At 69.6% G+C, this 13,383-nt stretch carries 14 protein-coding genes and 1 tRNA gene; all 15 read left to right on the forward strand.

Annotated elements, in window-relative coordinates; all coding sequences use genetic code 11:
- The first annotated feature begins 23 nt into the window (after positions 1–23).
- Complete coding sequence (gene ccoN / locus ACW5EG_RS08565; RefSeq protein WP_457019915.1) at positions 24–1,502, forward strand: cytochrome-c oxidase, cbb3-type subunit I; 1,479 nt, start codon at positions 24–26, stop codon at positions 1,500–1,502.
- Positions 1,499–2,137 (forward strand): cytochrome-c oxidase, cbb3-type subunit II, encoded by a 639-nt coding sequence (gene ccoO / locus ACW5EG_RS08570; RefSeq protein WP_457019916.1) that lies wholly within the window; start codon positions 1,499–1,501, stop codon positions 2,135–2,137. The genes ccoN and ccoO overlap by 4 nt, the downstream gene beginning before the upstream one ends.
- On the forward strand, positions 2,134–2,274 hold the full coding sequence (locus ACW5EG_RS08575; protein ID WP_457019918.1) for a cbb3-type cytochrome oxidase subunit 3: 141 nt from the start codon (positions 2,134–2,136) through the stop codon (positions 2,272–2,274). The genes ccoO and ACW5EG_RS08575 overlap by 4 nt, the downstream gene beginning before the upstream one ends.
- Positions 2,271–3,215 carry a cytochrome-c oxidase, cbb3-type subunit III gene (gene ccoP / locus ACW5EG_RS08580; protein ID WP_457019919.1) on the forward strand — a complete coding sequence of 315 codons (945 nt, stop codon included), beginning with the start codon at positions 2,271–2,273 and terminating at the stop codon, positions 3,213–3,215. The genes ACW5EG_RS08575 and ccoP overlap by 4 nt, the downstream gene beginning before the upstream one ends.
- On the forward strand, positions 3,212–3,508 hold the full coding sequence (locus ACW5EG_RS08585; protein ID WP_457019920.1) for a hypothetical protein: 297 nt from the start codon (positions 3,212–3,214) through the stop codon (positions 3,506–3,508). Before ccoP ends, ACW5EG_RS08585 begins: the two co-directional genes overlap by 4 nt.
- A 201-nt stretch (positions 3,509–3,709) precedes the next feature.
- Complete coding sequence (locus ACW5EG_RS08590; RefSeq protein WP_457019921.1) at positions 3,710–5,257, forward strand: 4Fe-4S dicluster domain-containing protein; 1,548 nt, start codon at positions 3,710–3,712, stop codon at positions 5,255–5,257.
- Positions 5,257–5,754, forward strand: coding sequence for a FixH family protein (locus ACW5EG_RS08595; protein WP_457019922.1), 498 nt, complete (start codon positions 5,257–5,259; stop codon positions 5,752–5,754). Before ACW5EG_RS08590 ends, ACW5EG_RS08595 begins: the two co-directional genes overlap by 1 nt.
- Positions 5,755–5,762: 8 nt before the next feature.
- Positions 5,763–8,123 (forward strand): heavy metal translocating P-type ATPase, encoded by a 2,361-nt coding sequence (locus ACW5EG_RS08600; RefSeq protein ID WP_457019923.1) that lies wholly within the window; start codon positions 5,763–5,765, stop codon positions 8,121–8,123.
- A 127-nt stretch (positions 8,124–8,250) separates the two neighbouring features.
- Positions 8,251–8,457: a cbb3-type cytochrome oxidase assembly protein CcoS gene (gene ccoS / locus ACW5EG_RS08605; protein ID WP_457019924.1), complete on the forward strand. Its 207-nt coding sequence runs from the start codon at positions 8,251–8,253 to the stop codon at positions 8,455–8,457.
- A complete protein-coding gene (locus tag ACW5EG_RS08610) occupies positions 8,447–9,172 on the forward strand; it encodes a sulfite exporter TauE/SafE family protein (protein ID WP_457021262.1) in 726 nt (241 codons plus the stop codon). The genes ccoS and ACW5EG_RS08610 overlap by 11 nt, the downstream gene beginning before the upstream one ends.
- Positions 9,173–9,572: 400 nt before the next feature.
- Entirely contained in the window at positions 9,573–10,028 is a 456-nt protein-coding gene (gene azu / locus ACW5EG_RS08615; RefSeq protein ID WP_457019926.1) for an azurin, read from the forward strand.
- 117 nt (positions 10,029–10,145) lie between these two features.
- Positions 10,146–10,222: transfer RNA gene (locus ACW5EG_RS08620), tRNA-Arg, on the forward strand.
- Between the two features lie 66 nt (positions 10,223–10,288).
- Positions 10,289–11,824, forward strand: coding sequence for an L-piperidine-6-carboxylate dehydrogenase (gene amaB, locus ACW5EG_RS08625; RefSeq protein ID WP_457021263.1), 1,536 nt, complete (start codon positions 10,289–10,291; stop codon positions 11,822–11,824).
- A gap of 214 nt (positions 11,825–12,038) precedes the next feature.
- A complete protein-coding gene (locus ACW5EG_RS08630) occupies positions 12,039–12,320 on the forward strand; it encodes a DUF4190 domain-containing protein (protein WP_457021264.1) in 282 nt (93 codons plus the stop codon).
- A gap of 1 nt (position 12,321) precedes the next feature.
- Positions 12,322–13,377: a quinone-dependent dihydroorotate dehydrogenase gene (locus tag ACW5EG_RS08635; RefSeq protein ID WP_457019929.1), complete on the forward strand. Its 1,056-nt coding sequence runs from the start codon at positions 12,322–12,324 to the stop codon at positions 13,375–13,377.
- Positions 13,378–13,383 lie beyond the last annotated feature (6 nt).

A 13,383-nucleotide genomic window follows, 5' to 3' on the forward strand; every position in this document is an offset into this window, starting at 1 on the left:
CACGTTCAACGTCAGGACGCGCCATGCACCAGGCCGCTACAGAAACTTACAACGACAAGGTGGTCCGCCAGTTCGCGGTGATGACCGTGGTCTGGGGCATCGTCGGCATGGCCGTGGGCGTGCTGATCGCCGCGCAGCTGTACTGGCCGGACCTCACCAAGGGCATCTCCTGGCTCAGCTATGGCCGCCTGCGGCCGCTGCACACCAATGCGGTGATCTTCGCCTTCGGCGGCAGCGCGCTGTTCGCCACCAGCCTGCACGTGGTGCAGCGTACCTGCCACGTGCGGCTGCTCTCCGACAGGCTGGCCGCCTTCGTGTTCTGGGGCTGGCAGGCGGTGATCGTGTCCGCTGCCATCACCCTGCCGCTGGGCATGACCCAGGGCAAGGAGTACGCCGAGCTTGAATGGCCGATCGACCTGCTGATCACCGTGGTGTGGGTGGCCTACGCGGTGCTGTTCTTCGGCACGATCGCCAAGCGCCGGGTCAAGCACATCTACGTGGCCAACTGGTTCTACGGCGCGTACATCATCGCCATCGCCCTGCTGCACATCGTCAACAACATCGCGATCCCGGTCGGGCTGGGCAAGTCCTACAGCATCTACACCGGCGCGGTCGACGCGATGGTGCAGTGGTGGTACGGCCACAACGCGGTCGGCTTCCTGCTGACCGCCGGCTTCCTGGGCATGATGTACTACTACGTACCCAAGCAGGCCGGGCGGCCGATCTACTCCTACCGCCTGTCGATCGTCCACTTCTGGGCGCTGATCGCGGTCTACATGTGGGCCGGCCCGCACCACCTGCACTACACCGCGCTGCCCGACTGGGCGCAGAACGTGGGCATGGTGTTCTCGCTGATCCTGCTGGCGCCCAGCTGGGGCGGCGCGATCAACGGCATCATGACCCTCTCGGGCGTGTGGCATAAGCTGCGCACCGACCCGATCCTGAAGTTCCTCATCGTCGCGCTCAGCTTCTACATGATCGCCACGTTCGAGGGGCCGATGATGTCGATCAAGACGGTCAACTCGCTGTCCCACTACACCGACTGGACCGTGGGCCACGTCCACGCCGGCGCGCTGGGCTGGGTGGCGATGATCTCGATCGGCTCGATCTACGCGCTGCTGCCGCGCCTGCTGGGCCTGCGCGAGATGTATTCGATCAAGTGGATCGACCTGCACTTCTGGCTGCACACCATCGGCGTGGTGCTGTACATCGCCTCGATGTGGATTGCCGGCGTGATGCAGGGCCTGATGTGGCGCGCCACCAATGACGACGGCACCCTGACCTACAGCTTCGTCGAGGCGCTCAACGCCACCTACCCCTACTACCTGGTGCGCCTGCTGGGCGGCGTGGTGGTGCTGGCCGGCATGTTCCTGATGGCGCTGAACGTGTGGCGCACCTATCGCCAGGGCCAGGCCGTCGCCGCCGACCAGCCGGTGCTGGCGCCCGATCCTTCCCAGTCAATCGCCACCGTGGCCCAGGCCCGCGCCGGAGGCCAGGCATGAGCGAGAACAAGAACGCGCACGCGCACGAGAAGGTCGAGAAGAACGTCGGCCTGCTGGCGGTGCTGATCGCGGTGGTGGTCTCCTTCGGCGGCCTGGCCGAAATCGTCCCGCTGATGTACCAGGCCGAAGCGATCGAGCCGCTGCCCGGCGTCGAGCCCTACCCCGCGCTGGAGCTGGCGGGCCGCGATGTCTACGTCCGCGAAGGCTGCTACAACTGCCACTCGCAGATGGTGCGCACCCTGCGCTTCGAGACCGAGCGCTACGGCCACTACTCGCTGGCGGGTGAATCGGTCTACGACCGCCCGTTCCAGTGGGGCTCCAAGCGCACCGGGCCCGACCTTGCCCGCGTCGGCGGCCGCTACTCCGACGACTGGCACCGCGTGCACCTGATCAACCCGCGCGACGTGGTGCCCGAGTCCAACATGCCCGCCTACTCCTGGCTGGCCACGAACACCGTCGACCGCGACCAGACTGCCCGCCGCATGCGCGCCCTGCAGCGCCTCGGCGATCCCTACAGCGACGAGGACATCGCCCAGGCACCGGCCGAACTTGCCGGCAAGACCGAACTCGACGCCGTGGTCGCCTACCTGCAGGGCCTGGGCCGGCACGCGCCGCGCGCAGGAGAAGCACAATGATCTCCGGCATCGTCACCGTCGTGCTGCTGGTGTGCTTCCTCGGCGGCTGGATCTGGGTCTGGAGCCCGAAGCGCAGGCGTGAGTTCGACGAGGCGGCGCAGCTGCCGCTGACCGACGACCAGGAGTCTTCCCGATGAGCAATGCGTGGTCGTGGTACGTCATCGTGCTGGTGGCGATCAACATCGGTGGCTGCGCCTGGCTGCTGTGGTGGACGGCGCGCCGCCGCCCCGGCGATCCGAAGCCGGAAGAGACCAGCCACATCTGGGACGGCGACATCACCGAGTACAACAAGCCGCTGCCGAAGTGGTGGATCAACGGGTTCTACCTGACCATCATCTTCGGTATCGGCTACCTGGCCTGGTACCCCGGCCTGGGCAACTTCGCCGGCGCCTCGGGCTGGACCTCGGCCAAGGCGCATGACGCGGACAAGGCGCGGCACGCCGAGCTGCTCGAGGAAACCTTCGGCGTCTACGCCAACCAGCCGTTCGACACGCTGGCGGCCGACCCGACCGCCATGGAGCTGGGCCGTTCGATCTTCGCCAACACCTGCGCGGCCTGCCACGGCTCATCGGCGCAGGGCGCATCGGGCTACCCCAACCTGACCGACACCGCCTGGAACTGGGGCGGCGATCCGGAGCGCGTCCTGGAATCGGTGCTGGATGGCCGCCAGGGCATCATGCCGCCGCTGGGCACGGTGCTGGAGGGGATCGGCGGCGACCTCGCCATCACCCAGGCCGCCACCTATGTCCGCGCGCTGCGCTCGGAGGACATCGACGCCACCCTGCGCAACGACTACATGGCCGCGCGCGGCAAGAAGTATTACGACAGCCTGTGCGTGGCCTGCCACGGCCCCGAGGGCAAGGGCAACCCGGACCTGGGCGCCCCCGACCTGACCCAGCGCAACACGCTGTACGCCAATACGCTCGACAGCATCCGCACCACCATCGTCGGGGGCCGCCACGGCATCATGCCGGCCCATCGCGACCTGCTGGGCGAGACCCGTGGACGGCTGGTGGCGGCGTATGTATGGTCTTTGTCAAACTCCGACCGGACGGACCCGCCTCCAGGACGGCAATGACCGACTTCACCCAGCCGCGCTTCGACCACCCGCCGCGCCCCATGGCGCAGCGGGTTGGTGCGATCGCGTGGCCCAGCTTCTTCGCCGCGGGCGTGTGCACGATGGTGTTCTTCGCCTTCATCGACCCGATCCAGCTGCGCGACATGACCTTCCCCGAGTTCCCGATGACCCGGGGACTGGGCTACACCTTCGGGTTCTTCATGTTCTGGGTGGCCACCGCCGCCTCGAGCCTGTTCACCTGGATCCTGCTGCGTCCGGCCAGCCGCTTCAACCGGGCCCTGCCGCCGGGCTGAAGCGGCGCTGCGCGGCGTCCACCGGGCGCCGTGCAGGCGCCTGGGACATTCTGTCGCTTTGACCGGTCCGGCCGATCCCCATACTGGCGTGTGCCGGCTTCGCCCGGCGCCGCTACAGCCACGCCGTGACCGCGAACCGGTGGAGCCATCGATGATCTTCCGCACCCACAAGCCACCGTCCGTCCGATCCGGGACGCCGCGATGAGCCGCAACATCCCCATCGACGTCGTCGACGACGGCGGCGGCTCGCTGTACGTCAAGGAGCGCAAGGTCTATCCGCGCGACGTCTCCGGCCCGCTCAACCGGCTGCGCGTGGCGGCGGTGGTCTGGCTGCTGGGCATGTTCTACGGAGTCCCCTGGTTGCGCTGGGACGACCGCCAGGCGGTGCTGTTCGACCTGCCGGCACGCAAGTTCCACGTGTTCGGGCTGACCTTCTGGCCCCAGGACTTCCTGTTCCTGGCGCTGCTGCTGATCATCGCCGCGCTGGCGCTGTTCTTCTTCACTGCGCTGGCCGGGCGGCTGTTCTGCGGCTATGCCTGCCCGCAGACGGTATGGACCGAGGTGTTCCTATGGATGGAGCGCTGGACCGAGGGCGACCGGCCGAAGCGGATGAAGCTCGACGCCGGCCCCTGGACCGGCGAGAAGATCCTGCGCAAGGGCGCCAAACACACGCTGTGGGCGGTGTTGGCGCTGTGGACAGGCTTCACCTTCGTCGGCTTCTTCACCCCGATCACCGAGCTGGGCGCGCGCCTGGCGACGCTGTCATGGGGCAGCTGGGAAACGTTCTGGGTGCTGTTCTACGCGCTGGCCACCTGGGGCAACGCCGGCTTCCTGCGCGAGCAGGTGTGCAAGTACATGTGCCCCTACGCGCGCTTCCAGGGCGCGATGTTCGACCGCAACACCCTGATCATCGCCTACGACCCGATGCGCGGCGAGCCGCGCGGCCCGCGCAAGCGCGGCCTGCCCAGCGTGTTCGAACGCGTGCGCGGCCTGCTCGACCCGCGCACCGCCTACGACTACGTGTTCCGCGCCAGCCGGCATCCGTCGGCGGCGACCCAGGCCGCGCACGCCAGCAGCACGGTCACCTGGGACGGCGACTTGGGCGAGGTGCATCCGCTGCCGAAGTTCCAGTTCGAGGAGCTGGGCGACTGCATCGACTGCACCATCTGCGTGCAGGTCTGCCCGACCGGCATCGATATCCGCAATGGCCTGCAGTACGAGTGCATCGCCTGCGGCGCATGCATCGACGCCTGCGACGACGTGATGACCAAGATGGGCTACCCCAAGGGCCTGATCCGCTATTCGACCCAGAACGCCATCGACGGCAAGGGCACGAAGGTGTTGCGCCCGCGCATCTTCGTCTACGGCCTGCTGCTGCTCGGCCTCATGGTTGCCTGGGCGGTGGGCGTGGGCACGCGCAGCGAGCTGATCGCCGAAGTGCTGCGCGACCGCAACGCGCTGTATCGTGAGACCGCCAACGGCGCGATCGAGAACGACTACACGCTCAAGCTGGTCAACAAGAGCGACCGCGAGCGCAGCTTCCGGATCATGCTTGAATCGGCGCCTGGCATCGCGCTGCGCGACGCTGCAACCAGCGTGCAGGCCCGCGCCGAGGCGGTGGTATCGGTGCCGGTGGTGCTGGTCGCGCGCGATGGCGCCAGCGGCCGCAATGATGTGCGCTTCATCATCGAGAGCGATGATGGGACGAGCCGCGAGATCGTCGACAGCAGCTTCTTTGGACCCATGTGATGGACAAGCAGAAACAACCGTTCTGGAAGATGCCGATCATGTGGCTGGTGATCGGCCTGCCGGCGGCGTCGGTATTCGCCGGCATGGCCCTGGTGATCATCGCTTCGCGCAGCGGCGGCGCGGACGTGGTGCGCGATGACGTGCGCCGCGTCTCCCAGATCCAGACCACCGACCTGGGCCCTGACGGACGGGCGCACGCCCTCGGCCTGAGCGCGGTGCTGCGCGCCGACGAGGGCGTGCTGGAGGTGATCCCCGCCACCGGCGAGTTCGAACGCGACTCGCCGCTGCGGGTGGTGCTGCAGCATCCCAGCCAGGGCAGCGCGGACCTGTCGCTGGAGCTGTCACCCAGCGACACCGGCTGGCGCCTGCAGCAGTCGATCGACCACGGCCATGACTGGATCGTGGAGCTGGCGCCCGCCGACGGCAGCTGGCGCCTGCAGGGCCGGCTGCCGCGGCAGCAGCACGCCACGCGCCTGGCCCCGTCGCTGGCGCAGTAGCGCTGGCCGTGGCGGGTCCCGCCTGCCACCACTGTGGCGAAACGCTGCCGGCCGACCTGCGCCAACGCGCGAGCGACGACGACGGCCACGCCTACTGCTGCGATGGCTGCGCCTCGGCCGCGCGCTGGATCCGTGACGCCGACCTGGGCGACTACTACCGGCTGCGCACCGCCGCCGCCGGCCGCGTCGGCACGGATCACGTCGACCTCTCGGTCTGGGACCGTGAGGACCTGCTGCGTGAGCACGCACACGCCGTGCCGGAGGGGCGCCGCATCACCCTGCTCACCGACGGCATGCGCTGCGCGGCCTGCGCCTGGCTGATCCAGAACGCGCTGCAGCGCGAAGCCGGCGTCGCCGAGGTGACCGCCAACGCGGTGACCGGCCGCATCCGCATCGACTGGGACCCGCAACAGGCGCCGCTCTCGCGCGTGCTCGACCGGCTGGTGTCGCTGGGCTATCGCCCGTGGCTGGCCGGCGGCGATGCGCGCGAGCGCGCCCGCACTGCCGAGCGCAACCGCTGGCTGCTGCGCCTGGGCATCGCCGGCATCGGCATGCTGCAGGCGATGATGATGGCCGAGGCGCTGTACCTGGATTTCAACAACACGATGCCGCTGGCCACGCGTGATTTCTTCCGCTGGCTGACCTTCCTATTGGCAACGCCGGTGGTGTTCTATTCGGGCTGGCCGTTCCTGTCGGGCATGTGGCGCGAACTGCGCGCGCGCCATGTCGGCATGGACACGTTGATCGCCACCTCCACCCTGCTGGCCTACTTCGCCAGCCTGTTCGAGACCATCCGCGGCGGCCAGCACGTCTGGTACGACGCAGCGGTGATGTTCGTGTTCCTGCTGCTGGCCGCGCGCATGCTCGAACAGCGCGCGCGCAACGTCGCCAGCGCCCAGGTCGATGCGCTGGCGCGGGCGCGGCCAGCCTTCGCCACGCGCGAGAAGCCTGACGGCAGCCGCGAGTCGGTGCCGCTGGCCGACCTGCGCAGCGGCGACGTGGCCTGCATTGCAGTCGGCGATTCGGTGCCGGCCGACGGCGTGCTGCTCGACACCGAGGCCTGGCTCGAGGAATCGCTGCTGACCGGCGAATCGGGCGCAGTGCGCAAGCCACCGGGCGCGACCGTCTACGCCGGCACGGTGAGCCGGGAAGCGCCGGCGCGGATCCGCATCACCTGCACCGGCCCGGAGACGCGGCTGTCCCAGCTCACCCGCCTGGTCGAGGACGCGCAATCGCACCGTCCGCGGCTGGCACGGCTGGCCGACGACATCGGCAGCCGCTTCGTGGTCTCGCTGCTGTTCGTGGCGGTGCTGGTGTACATCGGCTGGCGCATGTACGACCCCTCGCGCGCCTTCGAGGTCACCCTGGCCCTGCTGGTGATCAGCTGCCCCTGCGCGCTGTCGCTGGCGGTGCCGACCGCGCTCGCCGCGGCGCACGGCAGCCTCGCCCGCGCAGGCGTGCTGGCCACCCGCGCCGATGCGATGGAAACCCTGGCCACGGCCACCGACATCGTGTTCGACAAGACCGGCACGCTCAGCGACGACCGCCCGGCGCTGGCCGCGGTCGAGGCCTTCGAGGGACTGGACCCGCCTGCGGCCCTGGCCATCGCCGCCGCGCTGGAGCGCGACGCCGGGCATCCGCTCGCCGCCGCTTTCGCCGACGCCGGCGACGAGCTGGAGGCAACGGTGGTGCGTGCGGTGGCCGGCCAAGGCGTCGAAGGCCGCGTCGACGGCCGTGACTGGAAGCTGGGCCAGGCCGCCTTCGCCTTCGGCGGCGACGACGATGGCGCGATCTGGCTGGGCGATGGCCGGCGCGCGGTGGCGCGCTTCGAGCTGCGCGAACACGTCCGCCCGGATGCGGCCGAGGCGCTGCGGGAGTTGCGTGCGCTGGGCCTGCGCGTGCACCTGTCCAGCGGCGACGCGGCATCGCGCGTGGAGACGCTTGCAGCGGCGCTGGACATCGACCGCACCCACGCCCGCCAGCGGCCCGAGGACAAGCTCGCCCTGGTGCGCGGGCTGCAGGACGAAGGACGGATCGTGGCGATGGTCGGCGACGGCCTCAACGACGCCCCGGTGCTGGCCGGCGCCGACGTCTCGCTGGCCATGGACAAGGGCGCCGCCCTGGCCCAGCGCGCGGCCGACCTGGTGATGACCGGGCCCACCCTGCTGCGCATTCCCGTCGCGGTGCGCGTTGCGCGCGACACCCGCCGCATCATCCGCCAGAACCTGGGCTGGGCGCTGGGCTACAACCTGCTCGCCATCCCGCTGGCCGCGAGCGGCGTGGTCACGCCCTTCATTGCAGCCCTGGGCATGGCCGGCTCGTCGCTGGTGGTCACGCTGAATGCGCTGCGCCTGGCCAGGGCGGCATGATGGCTGCGCGGCTTGCCATGCGGGTCTCCCGCCGCCATCCCGTCCAGACCCCCCGCGTGTTTGCGCCGATCACTGCCTGCGCCGCGGATGCCGCCCACCTCCTGTCCAAGCCGCCGGAGCATCGCCAATGAGGATCCTGCTGCTGCTCGTCCCGATCAGCCTGGTGCTGCTGGGCGTGGCGGTCTGGGCCTTCGTGTGGGCGGTGCGCCGCGGCCAGTTCGACGATCTCGATACGCCCGCGCTCGACATCCTGCGCGAAGACAGCCCGGGGCCACGTCCGGCAAAGCCGCGCGCGCCCGAGCCGCACGACCCGGAACCGCCGCATGCCGATTGACTGGCTGGTGCTGCTGGCCGCGCTGACCAGCGGCCTGCTGGGTGGGCTGCACTGCATGGCCATGTGCGGCGGCATCGCGACCGGGCTGTCGGCCACGGCGCCCGCTGGCGGCTGGCCGGCGGCGCTGCAGCTCAACCTCGGCCGCGTGGGCGGCTACACGCTCGCGGGCGCCATCGTCGGCACGTTCGGGCACGGCCTGCTGGGGGTGTTGCGCGACCCCTGGATCGGCATCGTCCTGCGCGCCCTGGTCGGCGCCGCGCTGGTGGTGGTGGCCCTGCGCCTGCTGGGCGTGCGCGCCCTGCCCGGCTTCCTCTCGCGCCCCGGCAACCGCGCCTGGGGCTGGCTGCGGCCACTGCAGCGGCGCCTGCTGCCGGCGGACACGCCCGCGCGCCGCCTGGGCATCGGCGCGCTCTGGGGCTGGATGCCCTGCGGCCTGAGCTTCAGCCTGCTGGCCGTGGCCTGGCTGCAGGCGCATCCGCGCAACAGCGCCCTGACCATGCTCGCCTTCGGCCTGGGCACCCTGCCGGTGATGCTGCCGCTGACCTGGTCCGGCCAGCGCATGGGCCGCTGGCTGCAGCGCCCCGCCCTGCGCCGCACGGCCGCGGCGCTGGTACTGGGCATGGGCCTGCTGACCATCGCCGCGCCCTGGCTGATGCAGATCCCGGCACTGCACGGGGTGCTGACGGCGCTGGGGTGCGCGCCGGCGCCGCGGTGAGCTTTTTTAGACTTTTCTTACAAGCGCCACTTTCGGGCTTCGGACCCACGCCACGCCCTGCTGCGATGCTTCGATGGCCAGCTTTTCGAAGCCACGCCAGTGATGGGGCGATGGTCGTTCCGGGGCGGGGGTTGCGGAAAGCAGCGCATGGATGCGCTGCGGCGGCGAGTCAGCCATGGATGGCTGACCGAGCCGAAGAGCAACCCCCGGCTCGGGACGACTCCCGGCCGCAGGCCTGATCCAGTCCGTTGCAACTCCGCCGAACTTCCTCGAATGGAGAGGAACCTTTTTAACCCATACGGTGCCGTCCGGATGATCCAGATCAAGGCGCACCCGGGCCCGCGGGCGGATCATGCCGGCAAGACGAAAAAGTCATCGATTCCCCACGGAGAAGTACGCAATGAACGTCCACAAGGTCCTCCTCGCCCTCGTCCTCCTCGGTGCCGCCGGCATGGTCCAGGCCGCGCCCAACTGCACGGTCAAGCTCAAGGGCGGCGACAACATGCAGTTCGACCAGAAGAGCGTCACTGTCTCGGCCGCGTGCAAGAGCATCAGCTTCGAGCTCGAGCACACGGGCAAGCTGCCGGTCGCCGCAATGGGCCACAACATCGTGGTCACCGCCACGGCCGATGTGGCCGGCGTCGCCAAGGACGCGATCAAGGCCGGTGCCGCCGCCAGCTACGTCCCGGCCGGTGATGCGCGCGTGCTGGCCGCCACCAAGATGATCGGCGGTGGCGCGAACGCCAGCGTGGCGATTGCGGGCAGCAAGCTCAAGGCCGGTGGCGACTACAGCTTCTTCTGCTCGTTCCCCGGCCACTCGGCGCTGATGCGCGGCAAGATCGTCGTCACCCCGTAAGCCACCGCAGCGGGCAGCCGCCCGTCCTGCAGCCACCGCAACAGGCCCGCGCACCGTCGCGGGCCTGTTCGCGTTTTGGCATGTCCAGGCGCGACATGCGAAAATCAGCGCACTGCTGCCCCCGTAGCTCAGCTGGATAGAGCGTCCCCCTCCTAAGGGGAAGGTCGTGCGTTCGAATCGCGCCGGGGGCACCATCCCTATCCGCATACGCGCCCAACCCTGCCGCCCCGCGGCCACGCGGCGCACAGGAGTTCCCCGGCATGACACACCCCGTCCTTTCCGCGCTCGGCCTGGGCGCCAGCGAATCCGGCACCTGGCTCGGCAACGGCGAATGGTCCACGACCAGCGATGCCGGCGTGCTGGAGCCGGTCAATCCGACCACGGGCGAAGTGCTCGGCCGCGTGCAGGCCTCGTCGCAGGCGGACTACGAACTGATCGTCGAGCGTGCCCAGGCCGCGTTCAAGGTCTGGCGCACGACGCCGGCGCCGCGCCGCGGCGAGGCGATCCGCCTGTGCGCCGATGCGCTGCGCACGCACAAGGACGCACTCGGTTCCCTGGTCGCGCTGGAGATGGGCAAGTCCAAGCCCGAGGGCGACGGCGAAGTGCAGGAGATGATCGACATCGGCGAGTTCTCCGTCGGTCTCTCGCGCCAGCTGTACGGCCTGACCATGCATTCCGAGCGCCCCGGCCACCGCATGTACGAGCAGTGGCATCCGCTGGGCATCGTCGGGATCATCAGCGCGTTCAACTTCCCGGTCGCGGTGTGGGCCTGGAATTCGTTCGTGGCCGCGGTCTGCGGCGACATCTCGATCTGGAAGCCGTCGGGCAAGACGCCGCTGTCGGCGATCGCCTCGATGAAGATCTGCAACGAGGCGCTGCGCAAGGGCGGCTTTCCCGACATCTTCTTCCTGTTCAACGACACCGACAACGCGCTCGCGCAGCGCATGGTCGACGACAAGCGCGTGGCGCTGGTCAGCTTCACCGGGTCGACCAAGGTGGGCCGCACGGTCGGCGAGCGCGTGGCGCGCCGCATGGGCCGCTCGCTGCTCGAGCTGGGCGGCAACAACGCGATCATCGTCGACCCGTCGGCCGACCTGAAACTGGCGATCCCGGCGGTCGTGTTCGGCGCGGTCGGCACCGCCGGCCAGCGCTGCACCAGCACGCGCCGCCTGTTCGTGCACGAGTCGATCCATGACGACGTGCTGGCCAGGCTGGTCACCGCCTATGCGCAGGTGGAGAAGAAGATCGGCGATCCCACCGATCCGGCCAACCTGATGGGCCCGCTCAACAGCCAGCCTGCGGTCGATGCCTACCTCGCCGCGATCGAGCGCGCAAAGGCCGCCGGCGGCAAGGTCGAAAGCGGCGGCGCCGCGTTGACCGACCGCAAGGGCTTCTTCGTGCTGCCGACCATCGTCACCGGCCTGTCCAACGACGCCGAAGTGGTGCAGACCGAGACCTTCGCGCCGATCCTGTACGTGATGAAGTACTCGAGCCTGGACGAAGCCATCGACATGCAGAACGCCGTGCCGCAGGGCCTGTCCTCGTCGATCTTCACCACCGACCTCCGCGCGGCCGAGGCGTTCCTGACGGCCGCCGGCTCGGACTGCGGCATCGCCAACGTCAACATCGGCACCTCGGGCGCCGAGATCGGTGGCGCGTTCGGCGGCGAGAAGGAGACCGGCGGTGGCCGCGAGTCCGGCTCCGACGCATGGAAGGCCTACATGCGCCGCCAGACCAACACCATCAACTACTCCGATGCGATGCCGCTCGCGCAGGGCATCAAGTTCGACCTCTGAGCCGAGCCGATCGTCGTGCGCCAGTCCGCCTGCAGGGCGCGACTGGCGCAACGCGATATGCGATGCTGCGGCGCGACACAACGCGTCCAGGTTCGCCGGCCTTGATGGTCAAGCGTGGCCTGGCGCATTGCGTGGCATGACAGGACTGCCTGGTGATTCCACCACCGACGGCCACCGGCCCCAGGCCGCATAGCAGAACTTCCGGAGACACATGATGAACGTTGCAACCCGCCAGACCAGCACGCTCTCGGTCGTCAGCCTGATCTCCGGCATCCTCGGCTGGTGCCTGCTGCCGCTGATCGGCAGCATCGTGGCGATCATCACCGGGCACATGGCGCGCAGCGAGATCCGGCGCGCGCCCGAGCGCCTGGAGGGCGACGGCCTGGCCCTGGCCGGGCTCATCCTCGGCTACTCGATGCTCGTGGTCGGCACGATCGGCATCGTGCTGGCGCTGGTGTTCTTCGGCGGCCTGATCTGGCTCGGCCTCGCCAGCTGACATGTACGGCCTGCTCCGCCCGCTTCTGTTCGGCCTGGAGGCCGAGCGCGCGCACCGACTCGGCCTGCATGGCCTGGGCGCGCTGCAGCGCGTTGGACTGGGCGCGCTGCTGGGCGCACAGCCGCGGCCGTTCCCGACCAGGCTGCTGGGGCTGACCTTTCCCAATCCGGTCGGCCTTGCCGCGGGGCTGGACAAGAACGGCGCGCATATCGATGCGCTGTTCGGGCTGGGCTTCGGCTTCGTCGAGATCGGCACCGTCACGCCGCGGCCGCAGGCCGGCAATCCATCGCCGCGGATGTTCCGGCTGCCGCGCCACCGCGCGCTGATCAACCGCCTGGGCTTCAACAACGATGGCGTCGACGCGCTGGTGCACAACGTCGAACGCGCGCAGCGGCGCGGCGGCCCGCTGGGCATCAACATCGGCAAGAACAAGGACACGCCCAACGAGGAAGCCGCGCGCGACTACCTGCACTGCATGGAGCGGGTGTATCCGCTGGCGGACTACATCACCGTCAACATCTCCTCGCCCAATACCGCCGGCCTGCGCGAGCTGCAGGAAGAGCAGGCGCTGCGGCGCCTGGTCGCCACGCTGCGCGAGGAACAGGAGCGCCTGGGCGCGCAGCACGGCAAGCGCGTGCCGATGCTGGTCAAGATCGCGCCCGACCTGTCCGACGAGGACGTGCATGCCTGCGCGCGCGTGCTCGGCGACCTGCAGGTCGATGGCGTGATCGCGACCAACACCACCGTCTCGCGCATCAGCGTGCAGGACCATCCGCTCTCGCGCGAGACCGGCGGACTGTCCGGCGAGCCGCTGATGAACAAGTCCACCGCGGTGCTGCGGATGCTGCGCACGCGCCTGCCCGAGGCGATCCCGCTGGTGGGCGTGGGCGGCATCCTGTCCGGCGCCGATGCAGTGAAGAAGATGGCCGCCGGCGCCTCGCTGGTGCAGGTCTACACCGGCCTGATCTATCGCGGGCCAGGCCTGATCGGCGAATGCGTGGAAGCCATCCGCCGGCGCAAGGAAGCCCCGAGCCGGGGCAACCTGCCCAACCTGTGAGCCGGC

The organism is Luteimonas sp. A611, from assembly GCF_054072715.1.